A 16,644-nucleotide genomic window follows, 5' to 3' on the forward strand; every position below is an offset into this window, starting at 1 on the left:
TCATGGTGGTCATTGGCATCATTGCGATTCTCAGCGCCATCGGCGTTCCCGCCTATCAGAACTACCTGCGCAAGGCGGCGCTGACCGATATGCTGCAAACCTTTGTTCCCTACCGTACGGCCATTGAGCTTTGCGCGCTAGATCACGGTGGCGTGGAGAGCTGCGATGCCGGCAGTAACGGTATCCCTTCCCCCACCACGACACGCTACGTTTCAGGAATGAGCGTGGCGAAAGGGATCGTAACCTTAACAGGACAGGAGAGTCTTAACGGGCTGACGGTAACCATGACGCCACGGTGGAGCGACGGCAACGGTATGACGGGCTGGACGCGCGACTGCAGCATCAGTGCTGACAGCGCCCTGAAACAGGCCTGCGAAGACGTTTTCCGCTTCGACAACAACTGAGGAGCGGATAATGAATACCGATCAACTCGTAGCGCTTTGCCTGCGCCATCAGGCTCTGCTGCTCACCAGCGACAGTGACATGGTCAGCATCGCCGTCGTGGGCAGCCCCGCGGCTGAACTGATGGAGGCGCTGCGCTTCGCGACCCAGAAACGGATTGATATTGAGTGCTGGAGCGCTGAGCGCATGGAAAAACACCGGCAGCTAACGTCACAATCGCATCTGCCCGTTGTTTCGCAAACGCACTCAACGGTGGATATTCTCAACCACACGCTGCAGCAGGCAATCAACCAACGCGCCTCCGACATTCATATCGAACCGATGGAGCACGCGTGCCAGATCCGTTTACGCATCGACGGGGTTCTTTGCCCCCAGCCTCCGCTTTCCGCCTCGCTGGCAAGCCTGTTCAGCGCACGTTTAAAAGTGCTGGGTAACCTGGATATTGCAGAACGCCGTTTACCGCAGGACGGCCAGTTTACGATTGAGCTGGCAAACGCGCCGGTCTCGTTTCGGATCGCGACGCTTCCCTGCAGCGGCGGCGAGAAAATTGTGCTGCGTCTGCTGCATCAGGTTCAGCAGGCCCTTGAGCCAAACGCGCTTGGCATGAGTGCTGAACAGCTGGCCAGTTTTAATGAGATCCTCCACCAGCCGCAGGGGCTGATTCTGGTCACCGGCCCTACCGGCAGCGGTAAAACCGTGACGCTGTACAGCGCGCTGCAGGCGCGTAACACCCCTGACGTGAACATCTGTAGCGTGGAGGATCCCATTGAGATCCCCCTTGCGGGATTAAACCAGACGCAGATTAATCCCCGGGCGGGTTTAACATTCCAGAGCGTGCTGCGGGCGCTGCTGCGTCAGGATCCAGACATCATTATGGTCGGCGAAATCCGTGACGGCGAAACGGCAGACATTGCCATTAATGCCGCCCAGACTGGGCATCTGGTGCTGTCAACGCTGCACACTAACTCGACGACGGAAACCCTGGTTCGCCTGGAGCAGATGGGCGTCGCGCGCTGGATGATATCTTCCGCGCTGTCGATGGTGATTGCCCAGCGTCTGGTCCGGCGTCTGTGCCCACATTGTCGTCGGGAAGCCAGCGAGCATGCTGAGCTGCCGCGCGCCGTATGGTCCAGACCGCTTCCACGCTGGCAGCCCATCGGCTGCGACCGTTGCTATCACGGTTATTATGGCCGCGTGGCCATTTTTGAAGTACTCGCGATCGACAATGCCCTGCGGCAGGCCATTGCCAGCGGGGCGGGAACAGAAGTGATAGAGGCGAGCGCCCGGCAGGCGGGAATGATTTCTCTTTTTGAGCACGGCTGCATGGCCGTCGAACAAGGGCTGACCACGCTCGAAGAGCTGGTGCGCGTCCTGGGCATGCCCGATGGCTGCTAATCGGCTCTGGCGCTGGCGAGCGCTCACCCAGGAAGGAGAACCCCGAAGCGGGACGCTCTGGGCCACAGACCGCAATGCCGCCTACACCAGGCTGATGCGCAGCAACCTCCATCCTCTGACGCTAACCCGATGCGCTCAGCGACACCGCTTGCGGCCACATCACTGCTACGAGATGTTTCGCCAGCTCGCAACGCTTCTGCAGGCCGGGCTGACATTGTCCCACAGCCTGCAGATGCTGGCAGAACAGCATCCGTTAAAACCGTGGCAGGCGCTGCTGCAAAGCATTGCCGATGAACTCAGTGAGGGAGCCCCCTTTTCTGAGTCGCTAAAAAAGTGGCCAGCCGTTTTTAGCCCGCTGCATGTCTCGATGGTGAAAACCGGTGAGCTTACAGGGAAGCTGGAGGAGTGCTGTCGCCAGCTCGCGCAGCAGCAAAAAGCGCAGCAGCAGCTCAGTGCGAAGGTGAGAAAGGCGCTGCGCTACCCGGCGATCGTCCTGTCGCTGGCCGTACTCGTGGTGCTGGCGATGGTCACCCTGGTCTTGCCCGAGTTTGCCGCTATCTACAAAACGTTTAACACTCCGCTTCCACTGCTGACGCAAATGGTCATGGGGATGGCCGCATTTATGCAGTCATATGCCCTTGCATTGTTCACCGCGTTATTAGCGCCCTTAGCCGCCGCCTGGGCTCTGCGACAGAACCCTCGCGGGCAGCGCATGCTGATGCACACGCCCGTGTTGGGCGCACTGGCAAAAGGTCAAAAACTGGGACACATCTTTACCGTGCTGTCGCTCACGCAGCAGGCCGGCATCCCGTTTTTACAGGGACTGGAGAGTGCGGAGGAGACCGTTGAAAGTCGCTACTGGCGGGGAATACTGTGCAGCGTTCGGGAGGAGATTGAAAAAGGCCTCCCCGTCTGGTCATCCTTTCAGAAAGCGGCCATCTTCACCCCGCTGTGTATCCAGCTTTTACGCACCGGCGAAATGTCAGGCGCGCTGGACGTCATGCTGGCAAACCTTGCCCGGCATCACACGGAACAGACCTTTCAACGGGCAGATAATCTGGCGGCACTTCTCGAGCCAGTGCTTCTGATTGTGACAGGGATCATTATCGGCACGCTGGTAGTGGCAATGTACCTGCCGATTTTCCATCTGGGGGATGCGATGAGCGCGGGCTAGTGCAGAACAGTGCTGGCGCACGGACATGCGCCAGCCGAAGCCATTACAGGCTATTGAATACGCGGTTTTCCTGTTCCTGAACGCGAATAAACGTTGTACGTTTCGTCAGCTCTTTCAGGCGGGATGCCCCAACGTATGTGCAGGCCGAGCGCAGACCGCCGAGGATATCGCGTGCGGTGTATTCAACCGGGCCGCGCAGAGGCAGCTTCACGGTTTTGCCTTCTGCCGCACGGTATTTTGCCACGCCACCGACGTGACGGGTCATCGCGGATTCAGAGCTCATGCCGTAGAACAGCATAAATTTCTCGCCGTTCTCTTCAACAACGGTACCACCGCTCTCCTCGTGGCCTGCCAGCATACCGCCGAGCATCACGAAGTCCGCGCCGCCGCCGAAGGCTTTCGCAACATCGCCCGGCGTGGTACAACCGCCATCGCTGATGATCTGGCCGCCCAGACCGTGCGCCGCGTCGGCGCATTCAATGACTGCGGAAAGCTGCGGATAACCGACGCCGGTTTTGACGCGTGTCGTGCACACGGAGCCCGGGCCAATACCTACTTTCACGATATCTGCACCGGAGAGGATCAGCTCTTCACACATTTCACCGGTCACCACGTTGCCCGCGATGATGGTTTTCGTCGGCCAGGCCTCACGCGCCTTGCTGACGAACTGCACGAAGTGCTCGGAGTAACCGTTCGCCACGTCAATACAGACGAAGTTGAGTGCCGGGTTAGCATTCAGGATCTGTTTGGTCTTCTCGAAATCCGCATCGGAGGTACCGGTGGAGACCATCACATGTTTCACCACGTCAGCGGACGCGGACGCAACAAACGCGTTCCACTCTTCAGTGCTGTAATGTTTGTGAACGGCGGTGAGAATGTCGAACTGTGCCAGGGCAGTTGCCATCTCAAAGGTTCCCACAGTATCCATGTTGGCAGCGATGATCGGCACGCCAGACCAGGTCTGACCGGAATGCTTAAAGGTGAATTGACGTTCGAGTTCAACGTCTGAGCGACTTTTCAGTGTAGAGCGTTTAGGGCGGATAAGAACGTCTTTGAAACCTAACTTCAGATCTTCTTCGATACGCATGTGCGGATTCCTGGGGTTAGAGGCAAATATGTTAAAAGCACAACTCCAGTGACGTTATCATACGCACTAATACCTGCTCCGCAAGACTGCGAAATTCTCTTTTTTTACGCTACAATCCTATAAATTTACCTGGTAAAAAGCCGGTAAACGGGGCTAAACAGTTGCTGGCGCACCTTAGAATTTTAATCAACTGATTTTAATAATGAATAATTCCCAGGATTTGATTTAATGGGGTATATCGTCGCATTAACCGGCGGCATCGGTAGTGGTAAAAGTACCGTTGCGGACGCTTTTTCTCGTTTGGGTATCACGATTATTGATGCCGATATCATTGCCCGCCAGGTGGTAGAGCCCAATACACCCGCGCTAAAGGCCATCGCAGAACATTTTGGTCAGGCCATCATCAATACCGATGGCACACTGAATCGCCGTCAGCTTCGCGAATGCATTTTTTCCGATTCTGCGGAAAAAGTCTGGCTTAATGCCCTGCTCCACCCCATCATCCACCAGGAAACTCAGCGTCAGATAGCCGCAGCCCGCTCGCCCTATGTCTTGTGGGTGGTTCCGCTACTGGTTGAAAATCAGCTGCATATGAAAGCCGATCGGGTGCTGGTGATTGATGTCTCTCCCGAAACGCAAATCCAGCGAACCATGACGCGCGATCGCGTCTCGCGGGAGCATGCTGAACAAATTCTTGCCGCTCAGGCTACGCGCGCTCAGCGCCTTGCCGTGGCGGATGATGTCATTGATAATAACGGCGCACCAGATGCCATTGCATCGGATGTTGCCCGTCTGCACGCGCAGTATCTGTCGTTCGCCGCGCAGGCCGTTGCACAGGAAAAACCATAATGTCGACACACATCCTTTTTGAGCATCCGCTCAACGAAAAAATGCGCACCTGGCTGCGTATCGAATTCCTTATTCAACAACTTTCACAACATCTGCCTGTTAACGATCATGCCACGGCGCTGCACTTCTTCCGCAACGTAGGCGATCTGCTGGATGTGATTGAACGCGGTGATGTCCGCACAGAATTACTCAAAGAGCTGGAGCGCCAGCAGCGTAAGTTGCAGGCATGGACAGAAGTTCCCGGCGTAGATCAGAGCCGTATCGACGCGCTCCGCCAGCAGTTGAAAAGCAATAGCACCATCCTGATGGCCGCGCCGCGCGTCGGGCAGTTTTTGCGTGAAGACCGCCTGATTGGCCTGGTGCGCCAGCGCCTGAGCATCCCTGGCGGCTGCTGTAGCTTCGACCTGCCGACGCTGCATATGTGGCTACATATGCCACAGGCGCAGCGTGACGCGCAGGTGAACAGCTGGCTGGCAAGCCTGGAGCCAATGCACCAGACGCTGTCGCTGATCCTCGATCTGATCCGTAACTCTGCGCCGTTCCGCAAGCAAACCAGCCTGAATGGTTTCTTCCAGGATAACGGTGATGATGCCGATCTTCTGCGTCTCAATCTGTCTCTTGGCGAACAGCTTTACCCACAGATTTCCGGGCATAAGAGCCGCTTTGCGATTCGCTTTATGCCGCTGGACAGTGAAAATGGCACCGTGCCGGAACGTCTCGATTTTGAACTGGCCTGTTGTTAAGGAGTGCCGATGTCTGATGTCACCACCGTAAGCTGCCCAACCTGTGGCAAAACCGTTGTCTGGGGCGAAGTGAGTCCGTTCCGCCCATTCTGCTGCAAGCGCTGTCAGCTCATTGACCTGGGCGAATGGGCGGCGGAAGAGAAACGCATTCCAAGCGAAGGCGATCTCTCGGACAGCGATGACTGGAGTGAAACCCAGCAGTAACCTGTAAAGCCTGCTGGCGCTTCGCTTAGCAGGCCTACGGTTGTGCGACTAACCGCAGGATCACGGGCTCATTAGCTGGCGGGAATTTTTCGGCATCACTTGCCTGGAGTTCCACCCAGTTACCCGGCTGTCCCTCTTTTCCCCAGGGTTCACCTTCCCAGTTTTCCACCAGCCAGAACCACAGCGTGATGTGCCTGTCCGGAAACTGGTACTCAAGCTTATCAAACAGCGTTGCGCCAAGCGGAGTGATCCCCACCTCTTCCTGAAGCTCCCGAACCAGCGCCTCTTCCGGCGTTTCACCTGACTCGATTTTACCACCCGGAAACTCCCACTTGTTCGCCATATGGGCGTCGGCAGCGCGCTGGGTGATGAAGATTTGGTTTTGCGGGTTGCGAATAATCCCGACGGCAATTTGCAGTATTTTCATATTGTCACTTCCATAAAAAAGGCGCAGATATCTGCGCCTTTTTGGTTTTTTATGTACTTAGCTCAGACGGCCGTGGCACGCCTTGTACTTTTTACCGGAACCACACGGGCACGGATCGTTACGACCCACTTTACGATCGCCGGTCTGCGCGGCGATCGCCGCTGCGGCTTCGCTGTCGTCGGTCTGATGACTCAGCTGTTGCATTTGTGCCAGACGCTCGGCTTCTTCACGACGCTGCTGCTCCATCGCTTCCACTTCTTCTGGCATACGCACCTGAACCTTGCTCAGGGTGCTGATCACTTCGTACTTCAGTGACTCCAGCATAGCGGCAAACATGGAGAAGGATTCACGCTTGTATTCCTGCTTCGGATCTTTCTGCGCATAGCCACGCAGGTGGATACCCTGACGCAGGTAGTCCATCGCCGCCAGGTGCTCTTTCCACAGGGAGTCCAGCGTCTGCAGCATCACGCCTTTTTCGAAGTGACGCATCATCTCAGCACCAACGACTTCTTCCTTACGCTTGTAGACGTCCAGCGCGGTTTCAAAGATACGTTCACGCAGGGTCTCTTCGTGCAGCTCAGGCTCTTTGTCCAGCCACTCTTTGATTGGCAGCTCAAGGTCAAAGTCATTTTTCAGACGTTCCTGCAGGCCTTCGATATCCCACATCTCTTCCAGAGACTGCGGTGGAATATGCGCGTCGATGGTGGCTTTAAACACATCTTCACGAATGCTGTTGATGGTTTCGCTCACGTCGGACACGTCCAGCAGTTCGTTACGCTGGGTGTAGATTGCACGACGCTGATCGTTAGCCACATCATCATATTCCAGCAGCTGCTTACGAATATCAAAGTTGCGGCTTTCCACTTTACGCTGCGCGTTAGCGATCGCTTTAGTCACCCACGGGTGCTCAATGGCTTCGCCAGGCTTCATCCCCAGCTTGCGCATCATGCCGGACACGCGGTCGGAGGCAAAAATACGCATCAGCGCATCTTCCATCGACAGGTAGAAGCGGGATGAACCGGCATCACCCTGACGACCCGCACGGCCACGCAGCTGGTTATCGATACGACGGGATTCATGACGCTCTGTACCGATGATGTGCAGACCGCCGGAAGCCAGAACGGCGTCATGACGAACCTGCCAGTCGGCTTTGATCTGGGCAATCTGTTCTGGCGTTGGGTTTTCCAGCTCCGCCACTTCAGCCTGCCAGCTACCGCCCAGCATAATATCGGTACCACGACCCGCCATGTTGGTGGCGATGGTCACGGCAGCCGGATAACCCGCCTGCGCAACAATGTCCGCTTCTTTGGCGTGGAATTTGGCGTTAAGAACGTTGTGTTTGATGCCCGCTTTCGTCAGCTCGTGCGAAACCACTTCAGATTTCTCGATGGAGATGGTCCCCACCAGAACCGGCTGGCCATTGGCAGTACGGTCGCGAATATCTTCGATGATTGCCTGAATTTTTTCCGCTTCGGTCATGTACACCAGGTCCGGCATATCCTTACGGATCATCGGACGGTTGGTTGGAACAACCACGGTATCCAGCTTGTAGATAGAGCTGAATTCAAACGCTTCGGTATCAGCAGTACCGGTCATGCCCGCCAGCTTCTCGTACAGACGGAAGTAGTTCTGGAAGGTGATAGACGCCAGCGTCTGGTTTTCATTCTGAATATCCACACCTTCTTTGGCTTCCACAGCCTGGTGCAGACCGTCAGACCAGCGACGTCCCTGCATGGTACGGCCGGTGTGTTCATCGACGATGATCACTTCGCCGTCTTTTACGATGTAATCGACGTCGCGAGTGAACAGCGCGTGGGCGCGCAGTGCAGCGGTCACGTGGTGCATCAGCATGATGTTGCTTGGGGAGTACAGGGACTCGCCCTCTTCCATGATGCCTTCAGCGACCAGCAGCTCTTCAATTTTCACCAGACCGCGTTCGGTCAGGTTCACCTGACGCGCTTTTTCATCTACGGAGAAGTGGCCTTCACCCTGGAAGGTATCCGAGTCCTCTTTCTCCTGACGCAGCAGGTGTGGAATGATTTTGTCGACTTTACGGTACATCTCGGAGCTGTCTTCAGCCGGGCCGGAGATGATCAGCGGGGTACGCGCTTCATCGATCAGGATGGAGTCCACCTCATCCACCAGCGCATAGTGCAGTTTACGCTGTACGCGCTCTTCCGGGCTGAACGCCATGTTGTCACGCAGGTAGTCGAAGCCGTATTCGTTGTTGGTGCCGTAGGTGATGTCCGCGTTATACGCTTCGCGCTTTGCTGGCGCAGGCAGGCCGGACATGTTGATGCCGACGGTCATACCGAGGAATTCGAACAGTGGGCGGTTGTTTTCGGCGTCACGCTGCGCCAGATAGTCGTTGACGGTAACGACGTGAACGCCTTTACCGGTTAGCGCGTTCAGGTAAGCAGGCAGCGTTGCGGTCAGGGTTTTACCTTCACCGGTACGCATTTCCGCGATGCAGCGCTCGTTAAGCACCATACCACCCAGCAGCTGAACGTCGAAGTGACGCATGCCGAATACGCGCTTACTTGCTTCACGCACGACAGCAAACGCTTCCGGGATCAGGCTTTCTAAGGTTTCGCCTTTTTCGAGACGCGCACGGAATTCCGCCGTTTTCGCTTTCAGCTCGTCATCAGAGAGCTTCTCCATCGCCGGTTCCATACCGTTGATGACGGTAACAGCTTTGCGCATACGGCGCAGGGTACGATCGTTACGACTACCAAAAACTTTAGTTAACAATTTGATTAGCATAATAAATTCTCAAACGCCCCAGAGTGGGCAGATAAATTAAGGTATTGAAAAAGTTAATTTAGCTGAGGCGTTGCGGCCCGGCGCGAATGCCGTGGGCCTGGCTAATCCAGGTTGAAACAGAGAATGAAACCGGTGAAACCAACGCACGTTGCGTCGTCTGGCGAACCATGACCGGCGGCTGGCTGTCCTGCGTGAGCAGCGCGTTGAGCGTGTCCAGCAGGGCAAGATGCTGAGCCTGCACCGGCAGCGTCTCTTCCGCAACAGGCATGGCCTGCGGCGCCATCGCGAAGGACAGATGGCGGATAACCGTGCGGATAGCGTGCTGGTGCCAGTAATCGACCGAGAAGTTTGGGCGGCGGTTGGCTTCAAGCCACGCGAGGTTAGTAAAGTTAACCCGCGTGTTGAGATCGTGTTTAGTGGTAGAGGTTTTTGCGGGCGTCGCCGCTTCGGCACTGTTGCAGAGCGCAGGCAAGCCGAAACTCGCCGCGACCATCCCTAATAAGAGATGCGGCCAGAAGTAACGTCTGCCAAATTGTCGCCAGCGCGTCAGTATTCCGCTCACCTGCTCCACCCAATAAGCCAGCCTTGCAGAGGCTGAGTTCAGTTATTCTTTTTAGCGCCCAGATAGTATCACTAAAGCCAATATACATCAGCAGGAATGAGGTGTCGCCGCGGGGAAAAACGGTCAAGAATGCAGCTAACGCACACATTTTCTGCGTAAGACAAACGAGAGATGACGCTGGGGCAAACGAAGAAGGGTAAAAATAAAAACGACTGGTCTTCCTGGTCGGAGAGAGTACCAGGTTAACCAGTCGATTTTTTTACGAAACGGTTTGAACCGTTACGCCAGAACCATGCTTGGTGCTTTGAAAGCCAGCGGCAGTTCAGCTTCGTCTTCGAAGGTCACATATTCCCAGGCTTCCTGTTTTGCCAGGACGGCCTGCAACAGTTTGTTGTTCAGCGCATGACCGGATTTGAACGCGGTAAATGCACCAATGATGTTGTGACCACACATGAACAGGTCGCCGATAGCATCCAGCATTTTGTGACGAACGAATTCATCTTCGAAACGCAGGCCGTCTTCGTTCAGTACGCGATAATCGTCAACAACGATGGCACAATCGAAGCTGCCGCCCAGGCACAGGCCGCGGGACTGCAGATATTCGATATCACGCATGAAGCCAAATGTACGGGCTCGGCTGATCTGGCGCATAAACGCATCGGCAGAGAAGTTCATCGCATAGCGTTGGGTGCTGGAGTCAATCGCCGGATGGTTAAAGTCGATGGTAAAGTCCAACGAGAAACCATTGTACGGTTTGAATTCAGCCCATTTGTCGCCATCTTCGACGCGAACGGTCTCTTTGATGCGTACAAATTTCTTCGCGCAGTTCAGTTCTTCGATGCCAGCATCCAGCAACAGATAGACGAACGGTGCAGCACTGCCATCCATAATCGGGATTTCTGGCGCATCGACTTCAACAATAATGTTGTCAATACCCAGACCCGCCAGGGCGGCGTTCAGGTGCTCTACGGTAGAAATCCGCACGTCATGCTCGTTCACCAGACAAGTACAGAGCATAGTATCACGCACAGATTTGGCATCGGCCGGAAAATCTACCGGTGGATTCAAGTCGGTGCGACGATAGATGACCCCGGTATTGGCCGGCGCAGGGCGTAACGTCAGCGTGACTTTCTTGCCGGTATGTAAACCGACACCAGTCGCCTGAACGATACGTTTAAGTGTCCTTTGTTTGATCATCGTATAATCTCGCCAAATTAACTATCCAACCGAGAGTGTATATCACTAACGGTGGGCCAGTTTAGCACAAAGAGCGCAAATCCCCTAATTCCAGCCAATTCTTAGTCAGCTTGCTTACGCAGGAACGCCGGGATATCCAGATAATCTGGCTCTTTCGCCGTTTGCGGCGTTGGGTCGTTCACCACTTTTGCGGCCGGTTTCTGCTCCTGAGTCAGAGGAGACATACCGTGCTGCTGGTAACGATCCATTACCGGTTGCTGAGTCTGCTTGTTGGTCACTAAGGTGATCTCAGGACGTTTGTCCATACCGATACCAGTCGCAACAACCGTCACACGCAGCTCGTCGTTCATTTCTGGGTCAAGGGAAGTACCGATTACCACGGTAGCGTTGTCAGAGGCGAACGCACGGATAGTGTTACCCACGGTTTCGAACTCATCCAGACGCAGGTCAAAGCCAGCGGTAATGTTGACCAGCACGCCGCGCGCACCAGACAGATCGATATCTTCCAGCAGTGGAGAAGAGATAGCCATTTCAGCTGCTTCTTCTGCACGATCTTCACCGCTCGCCACGCCAGAGCCCATCATCGCGTAGCCCATTTCGGACATCACGGTGCGAACGTCTGCAAAGTCAACGTTCATCAGGCCAGGACGGGTAATCAGTTCAGCGATACCCTGAACCGCGCCTTTCAGCACGTCGTTTGCTGCACCGAATGCGTCCAGCAGGGAGATGCCGCGACCCAGAACTTTCAACAGCTTGTCGTTCGGGATGGTGATCAGCGAGTCCACATGCTTGGACAGCTCGGTGATACCCTGCTCCGCGAAGGCCATACGCTTCTTGCCTTCAAAGTTGAAAGGCTTGGTCACGACAGCAACGGTCAGGATACCTAAATCTTTTGCCACTTCTGCCACAACAGGTGCTGCGCCGGTACCGGTACCGCCACCCATACCTGCTGCGATGAAGACCATGTCCGCACCTTCCAGTGCAGCGCGCAGCGCTTCACGATCTTCTTCAGCCGCATTGCGACCGACTTCCGGGTTAGCCCCTGCTCCCAGCCCTTTGGTGATACCACCGCCGATCTGGATAGTCTGGCCTACAGCTGTCTTACGCAGTGCCTGCGCATCGGTGTTAACTGCGAAGAATTCAACACCTTCAATGCGTTCACGCACCATATGCTCTACGGCGTTACCGCCGCCGCCACCGACGCCGATGACTTTAATCACCGCGTCGTTGGTCAGTTCCATAGGTTCAAACATAATTTCTCTCTCCGTTGTGCCTGTCGCCCGAGACCGCTAATTCTCTCCGGTCTCTTAAAAAAATTAAAACTCTTTTCGCAACCAGTTGTTCAGCCGTTTGACCCACGACCCCACTGAGACGCGTTTTTCCACTTCTGCTTCACCACTGAGATGAGATTCCTTCCCGTAGTGGAGCAGGCCCACAGCCGTTGAATAATACGGCTCCTGAGCATAATCCGTTAAACCGGTGATATTCAGCGGCGCACCGATACGCACCTGCGTATGGAACACGCGCTGAGCACAGGCCGCAAGACCTTCAATTTGCGCTGCACCGCCGGTTAATACAATCCCCGCCGCAAGATGATGTTTAACACCCTGCTGACGAAGCTGTTCCTGTAACTGTAAAATCTCTTCGTTGACCAGGTTGAGCAGCTCGGTATAGCGCGGCTCAATCACCTCTGCCAACGTCTGGCGCTGCAGGCTACGCGGTGGACGACCACCGACGCTCGGCACTTCAACGCTCTCATCTTTGCCAACGATAGACCCCAGCGCACAGCCGTGGCGCACTTTAATCGCTTCTGCATCGCTCGGCGGCGTACCAAAAGCGTAAGCAATATCGCTGGTCACAACGTTCCCGGCATAAGGGATCACTTTGGTGTGGCGCAACGCACCGCCGGTATACACGGCGATATCCATTGTACCACCACCAATATCGACCACACAGACACCCAGTTCACGTTCATCTTCGGTCAGCACGGAATAACTTGCCGCCAGACCCGCGAAAATAAGTTGGTCAACTTTCAGGCCACAACGTTCAACGGCTTTTACAATGTTCTTCGCCATATCGTTGTGACATGTGATCAGGTGCACTTTTGCCTGCATACGTACGCCAGAAAGACCGACCGGGTTCTTGATTCCTTCCTGGTAGTCAATCGCATATTCCTGCGGGATGACATGCAGCACGCGATGTTCGTCGCGGACACGCACGGATTTCGCCGTGTGCACGACGTTTTCAACGTCTTCCTGCGTCACTTCTTCTTCGGAAATCGGCACCATACCAATTTCGTTCTGGCAGCTAATGTGCTTACCAGAAAGGGCCAGATAGACAGAAGAAATCTGGCAATCTGCCATCAATTCAGCCTGATCGATGGCGCGCTGAACGCATTTCACCACCGATTCAAGATCGTTAACCCCACCTTTATCCATACCACGGGACGGGCAACTGCCTACGCCAATGATATTGACCATACCGTCGGGCAGAACTTCCCCTACTAAAGCGGCAACCTTCGCGGTGCCAATCTCCAGTCCAACTACCAGTTTTCTGTCCGTCGCCTTGATCATTGTTGTTCTGCCTGTACCTGTGCCTGATTCTGTTGCTGATTAGGTTCCTCGACCGGAGCCGGTACCCAACCGACTGCTGCGCCTGAGTCATAGCGCAAATCAACGTAGCTTATCCGTTTGCCGTCAGTCTGTGCCTGCTGCTGTAAAACCGGGTAAAGTTCGACAAAACGCGCCAGACGCTTCATTGTGTCGCCGCGTCCCAGGTTGAGCTTAATGCCGTTCGTTAACGTCAGCTGCCAGGAACGGCGCGCCGTCATGGCTGCATCTTTTAACGTAAACCTGTCCTTCGCCAGCACCTGACCCATTTCGCGAAAACCTTGTAACACTTCGTTTTCGCTGCCTTCAGGGCCATACAACATCGGTAAATTTTGCTTGTTGACACGATCGGCCGGGACGCTGAAGGAATTTCCGTCTACGTCAACCATGTGCTGATCATTCCAACGCGCAATGGGCACATATTCAACCAGATGAATCTTCAATTCATCAGGCCATTGCTTTCTTACGCTCGCCTGTTTTATCCATGGCAGACGTTCTATCTGGCTCTGGATAATATTGACGTCCTGCGTCATAAAGGTGCCAGGCGAGCCCAGCGCCAGTATTGACTGACGAATATCGTCGTTACGCGTGTAGTGACGCTCACCGGTAACCACCAGCTTAGAAAGCGGTAACCGCTGCGCATCTTCCATCCAGCCCAGGACCATCCAGCCGCTGATAAACACGGTGCACAGCACCCCGAGCAGGAAAATGATGCCTGCAAGACGCGTTCCATTACTGCGGCGTGAAGAGGTGTATTCGTCCTCGTCATCGCGGTTGCGCGTGTTCAATGCAGCCTGAGACATATCAGCCCGCCTGGTCCAGAATGCGTACGACTAACTGCGAGAAACTCATCCCCGCCTGACGCGCGGCCATCGGCACAAGGCTGTGGCTGGTCATTCCCGGAGAGGTATTGGCTTCCAGCAGATAAAATTGTCCATCACTGTCCTGCATCACGTCGATGCGTCCCCAGCCGCGGCAACCCAGAACATGCCAGGCTTTAAGCACCAGGGACTGTAAATCTGCTTCACGCTCAGCTTCAAGACCACAAGGGCAGAAATATTGCGTCTCATCAGAGAGATACTTCGCCTCATAATCATAGAAGGTTCCGGCCGGTTGGATACGGATTGACGGTAAAATTTCTTCGCCAAGCATCGCGACGGTAAATTCCGGCCCGCTGAGCCATTTTTCAATCAGAACTTCTTCATCATGTTGAAATGCCAGTGCTAAAGCGGACGAAAGATCTTCAGCTTTGTCGACTTTGGACATTCCCACGCTGGAGCCTTCCCGGCTGGGCTTTACAATAACCGGTAAGCCCAGTTCAGCAATGCGTGCATTAACGCTATCCGGCAGGCCCAATTCAAATTCGCGACGCGTCAGCGCAACCCATGGCGCAACGGGTAACCCCGCGCCCTGCCACAGAAGCTTGCTGCGCAGTTTATCCATAGAGATAGCGGAGGCCATCACGCCGCTGCCGGTGTACGGCATGCCGATCAAATCCAGAAGCCCCTGCAGGGTGCCGTCTTCACCGCCACGACCATGCAAAGCGATAAAGACTTTATCGAAGCCCATGGCTTTCAATTGCGTCACGTCGACCTCTTTTGGGTCGACCAGGTGCGCATTGACGCCACCTTCACGCAGGCCCGCCAGCACGGCCGCGCCGGAATTCAGGGAAACCTCGCGCTCGGCGGAGGTGCCGCCAGACAGGACAGCAATCTTATCAGCCATGATGCTCATCCTCCTGGGTTTGCGGCTTCAGTTTGATTTCAGCTAAGGTACGGGCGATTTTGCCGATATTTCCCGCGCCCTGAATCAGAATCAAATCGTTACCTGTCAGGACCGGAGCCAGAATTTCCGCCACCTGTGCAGGGTCAGAAACCAGAATAGGGTCAACTTTACCGCGCCCACGGATGGTGCGGCACAGAGAACGGCTGTCGGCTCCTGGAATCGGCGTCTCGCCTGCGGCATACACATCCAGCATTAACAGGGTGTCTACCTGTGACAGGACGCTGGCGAAATCGTCATACAGATCGCGCGTACGCGTGAAGCGGTGCGGCTGGAAGACCATCACCAGATTTTTGTCAGGCCAGCCTGCACGTGCGGCTTTAATGGTGGCGTCAACTTCGGTCGGATGGTGGCCGTAGTCGTCCACCAGCATCGCTGTGCCGGCTTTACCGTTCACGGCGTCCAGCGGGAATTCACCGAGGAAGTCGAAGCGACGGCCGGTGCCCTGGAAGCTTTCCAGCGCGCGCAGAATCGCATCATCGTCAATGCCTTCTTCCGTCGCAACGGCCACTGCCGCTGCGGCATTGAGGGCGTTATGGCGACCTGGCGCATTCAGCGTGACGTGCAGCAGCTCTTTGTCCTGACGCGCCAGCGTGAAGTGTCCCTGCGCGCCAATCTGTTTGTACTCTTCCACGCGGACGTCAGCGTCTTCGCTGAAGCCGTAAGTGGTGATTTGACGACCCACGCGTGGCAGCAGCTCGCGGATAACCGGATCGTCTACGCACATCACCGCGCGTCCATAGAACGGCAGATTGTGCAGGAAGTTGATGAAGGTCTGCTTTAAGTTCTCGAAGTCGCCCTGGTAGGTATCCATATGGTCAGCTTCGATGTTAGTGACAATCGCCACCATCGGCTGCAGGTGCAGGAACGACGCGTCGCTCTCATCCGCTTCAGCAATCAGATAACGACTGTGGCCCAGACGCGCATGTACGCCTGCGGCTTTGACCAGACCGCCGTTGACGAACGTCGGGTCGAGACCCGCTTCCGCATAAATACTGGAGACCATCGCCGTGGTCGTGGTTTTACCGTGGGTCCCGGCAATGGCGATGCCGTGACGGAAACGCATCAGTTCCGCCAGCATTTCTGCACGACGGATCACCGGAATGCGCGCTTCGTGCGCGGCAACGATTTCCGGGTTGTCAGAGGAGATGGCGCTCGAGACCACCACCACGCTCGCATCGCGCACGTTTTCCGGACGATGGTTGAAATAGATAGTCGCCCCAAGCGACGCCAGCTGCTGCGTAACAGGGTTTGGCGCCAGGTCAGACCCGCTGATCTGATAGCCTTCGTTAGCTAACACTTCGGCAATACCGCCCATGCCAGCACCACCGATGCCAACAAAGTGAATGTGCCGGACGCGACGCATCTCGGGCACGATTGAACGCAGTTTTGCCAGTTGTTGTGTATTCATTCTCTAAACGCCATCGACTACTTAAAATTCGTGCAGCGC

At 55.4% G+C, this 16,644-nt stretch carries 16 protein-coding genes; 6 read left to right on the forward strand and 10 right to left on the reverse strand.

The features are described 5' to 3' along the window. Positions 1-2: 2 nt before the first annotated feature. Genes ppdD through hofC form a run of 3 tightly spaced genes read left to right on the forward strand, consistent with a single transcriptional unit; the run spans position 3 to position 2,971 of the window. Positions 3-404 carry a prepilin peptidase-dependent pilin gene (gene ppdD, locus V4835_RS19785; RefSeq protein ID WP_331413385.1) on the forward strand — a complete coding sequence of 134 codons (402 nt, stop codon included), beginning with the start codon at positions 3-5 and terminating at the stop codon, positions 402-404. 10 nt (positions 405-414) lie between these two features. Next, positions 415-1,797: a type II secretion system protein GspE gene (gene gspE / locus V4835_RS19790; RefSeq protein ID WP_331413386.1), complete on the forward strand. Its 1,383-nt coding sequence runs from the start codon at positions 415-417 to the stop codon at positions 1,795-1,797. Then, positions 1,787-2,971, forward strand: coding sequence for a protein transport protein HofC (hofC, locus tag V4835_RS19795; RefSeq protein WP_331413388.1), 1,185 nt, complete (start codon positions 1,787-1,789; stop codon positions 2,969-2,971). Before gspE ends, hofC begins: the two co-directional genes overlap by 11 nt. Before the next feature lie 43 nt (positions 2,972-3,014). On the opposite strand, the gene V4835_RS19800 is transcribed toward hofC, so the two are convergent. Further along, positions 3,015-4,058, reverse strand: a complete 1,044-nt coding sequence (locus V4835_RS19800; RefSeq protein ID WP_063143355.1) for a GMP reductase — start codon at positions 4,056-4,058, stop codon at positions 3,015-3,017. A 228-nt stretch (positions 4,059-4,286) separates the two neighbouring features. On the opposite strand from V4835_RS19800, the gene coaE reads away from it, so the two are divergent. The 3 genes from coaE to yacG are packed head-to-tail and all read left to right on the forward strand — an operon-like array spanning position 4,287 to position 5,854. After that, positions 4,287-4,907, forward strand: a complete 621-nt coding sequence (gene coaE, locus V4835_RS19805) for a dephospho-CoA kinase (protein ID WP_331413391.1) — start codon at positions 4,287-4,289, stop codon at positions 4,905-4,907. Next, positions 4,907-5,650: a cell division protein ZapD gene (gene zapD, locus V4835_RS19810; RefSeq protein ID WP_331413393.1), complete on the forward strand. Its 744-nt coding sequence runs from the start codon at positions 4,907-4,909 to the stop codon at positions 5,648-5,650. Before coaE ends, zapD begins: the two co-directional genes overlap by 1 nt. A 9-nt stretch (positions 5,651-5,659) precedes the next feature. Continuing rightward, entirely contained in the window at positions 5,660-5,854 is a 195-nt protein-coding gene (yacG, locus tag V4835_RS19815; protein ID WP_023310404.1) for a DNA gyrase inhibitor YacG, read from the forward strand. A gap of 34 nt (positions 5,855-5,888) precedes the next feature. Here yacG and mutT read toward each other — a convergent pair whose 3' ends face one another. The 9 genes from mutT to murC all read right to left on the reverse strand — a co-directional run bounded on the left by mutT (position 5,889) and on the right by murC (position 16,605). Further along, positions 5,889-6,281, reverse strand: coding sequence for an 8-oxo-dGTP diphosphatase MutT (gene mutT / locus V4835_RS19820; RefSeq protein ID WP_023310403.1), 393 nt, complete (start codon positions 6,279-6,281; stop codon positions 5,889-5,891). 57 nt (positions 6,282-6,338) lie between these two features. Further along, positions 6,339-9,044 (reverse strand): preprotein translocase subunit SecA, encoded by a 2,706-nt coding sequence (secA, locus tag V4835_RS19825; protein ID WP_063143352.1) that lies wholly within the window; start codon positions 9,042-9,044, stop codon positions 6,339-6,341. Between the two features lie 58 nt (positions 9,045-9,102). Then, complete coding sequence (gene secM, locus V4835_RS19830) at positions 9,103-9,606, reverse strand: secA translation cis-regulator SecM (protein WP_074147218.1); 504 nt, start codon at positions 9,604-9,606, stop codon at positions 9,103-9,105. A 279-nt stretch (positions 9,607-9,885) separates the two neighbouring features. Further along, the gene (gene lpxC / locus V4835_RS19835; protein WP_008501977.1) at positions 9,886-10,803 is read right to left on the reverse strand and encodes a UDP-3-O-acyl-N-acetylglucosamine deacetylase; all 918 of its coding nucleotides are present in this window, start codon (positions 10,801-10,803) and stop codon (positions 9,886-9,888) included. Positions 10,804-10,904: 101 nt separating this feature from the next. Next, positions 10,905-12,056, reverse strand: coding sequence for a cell division protein FtsZ (ftsZ, locus tag V4835_RS19840; protein WP_008501978.1), 1,152 nt, complete (start codon positions 12,054-12,056; stop codon positions 10,905-10,907). A 63-nt stretch (positions 12,057-12,119) separates the two neighbouring features. Beyond that, positions 12,120-13,376, reverse strand: a complete 1,257-nt coding sequence (ftsA, locus tag V4835_RS19845) for a cell division protein FtsA (RefSeq protein ID WP_023334508.1) — start codon at positions 13,374-13,376, stop codon at positions 12,120-12,122. After that, positions 13,373-14,215: a cell division protein FtsQ gene (gene ftsQ, locus V4835_RS19850; protein WP_023334507.1), complete on the reverse strand. Its 843-nt coding sequence runs from the start codon at positions 14,213-14,215 to the stop codon at positions 13,373-13,375. The genes ftsA and ftsQ overlap by 4 nt, the downstream gene beginning before the upstream one ends. 1 nt (position 14,216) lies before the next feature. After that, positions 14,217-15,137, reverse strand: coding sequence for a D-alanine--D-alanine ligase (locus V4835_RS19855; RefSeq protein WP_331413395.1), 921 nt, complete (start codon positions 15,135-15,137; stop codon positions 14,217-14,219). After that, a complete protein-coding gene (gene murC, locus V4835_RS19860) occupies positions 15,130-16,605 on the reverse strand; it encodes a UDP-N-acetylmuramate--L-alanine ligase (RefSeq protein ID WP_033144631.1) in 1,476 nt (491 codons plus the stop codon). The genes V4835_RS19855 and murC overlap by 8 nt, the downstream gene beginning before the upstream one ends. Between the last annotated feature and the right edge of the window lie 39 nt (positions 16,606-16,644).

The sequence above is a fragment of the Enterobacter cloacae complex sp. CARB60 genome (assembly GCF_036487345.1).
Taxonomy (GTDB): Bacteria; Pseudomonadota; Gammaproteobacteria; order Enterobacterales; family Enterobacteriaceae; genus Enterobacter; species Enterobacter asburiae_D.

What these genes read in the sequence shown, in the direction of transcription:
- ppdD (WP_331413385.1), top strand. Translation starts at nt 3, where the DNA reads ATGGTGGTCATTGGCATCATTGCGATTCTCAGCGCCATCGGCGTTCCC.
- gspE (WP_331413386.1), top strand. Translation starts at nt 415, where the DNA reads ATGAATACCGATCAACTCGTAGCGCTTTGCCTGCGCCATCAGGCTCTG.
- hofC (WP_331413388.1), top strand. Translation starts at nt 1,787, where the DNA reads ATGGCTGCTAATCGGCTCTGGCGCTGGCGAGCGCTCACCCAGGAAGGA.
- V4835_RS19800 (WP_063143355.1), bottom strand. Translation starts at nt 4,058, where the DNA reads ATGCGTATCGAAGAAGATCTGAAGTTAGGTTTCAAAGACGTTCTTATC.
- coaE (WP_331413391.1), top strand. Translation starts at nt 4,287, where the DNA reads ATGGGGTATATCGTCGCATTAACCGGCGGCATCGGTAGTGGTAAAAGT.
- zapD (WP_331413393.1), top strand. Translation starts at nt 4,907, where the DNA reads ATGTCGACACACATCCTTTTTGAGCATCCGCTCAACGAAAAAATGCGC.
- yacG (WP_023310404.1), top strand. Translation starts at nt 5,660, where the DNA reads ATGTCTGATGTCACCACCGTAAGCTGCCCAACCTGTGGCAAAACCGTT.
- mutT (WP_023310403.1), bottom strand. Translation starts at nt 6,281, where the DNA reads ATGAAAATACTGCAAATTGCCGTCGGGATTATTCGCAACCCGCAAAAC.
- secA (WP_063143352.1), bottom strand. Translation starts at nt 9,044, where the DNA reads ATGCTAATCAAATTGTTAACTAAAGTTTTTGGTAGTCGTAACGATCGT.
- lpxC (WP_008501977.1), bottom strand. Translation starts at nt 10,803, where the DNA reads ATGATCAAACAAAGGACACTTAAACGTATCGTTCAGGCGACTGGTGTC.
- ftsZ (WP_008501978.1), bottom strand. Translation starts at nt 12,056, where the DNA reads ATGTTTGAACCTATGGAACTGACCAACGACGCGGTGATTAAAGTCATC.
- ftsA (WP_023334508.1), bottom strand. Translation starts at nt 13,376, where the DNA reads ATGATCAAGGCGACGGACAGAAAACTGGTAGTTGGACTGGAGATTGGC.
- ftsQ (WP_023334507.1), bottom strand. Translation starts at nt 14,215, where the DNA reads ATGTCTCAGGCTGCATTGAACACGCGCAACCGCGATGACGAGGACGAA.
- V4835_RS19855 (WP_331413395.1), bottom strand. Translation starts at nt 15,137, where the DNA reads ATGGCTGATAAGATTGCTGTCCTGTCTGGCGGCACCTCCGCCGAGCGC.
- murC (WP_033144631.1), bottom strand. Translation starts at nt 16,605, where the DNA reads ATGAATACACAACAACTGGCAAAACTGCGTTCAATCGTGCCCGAGATG.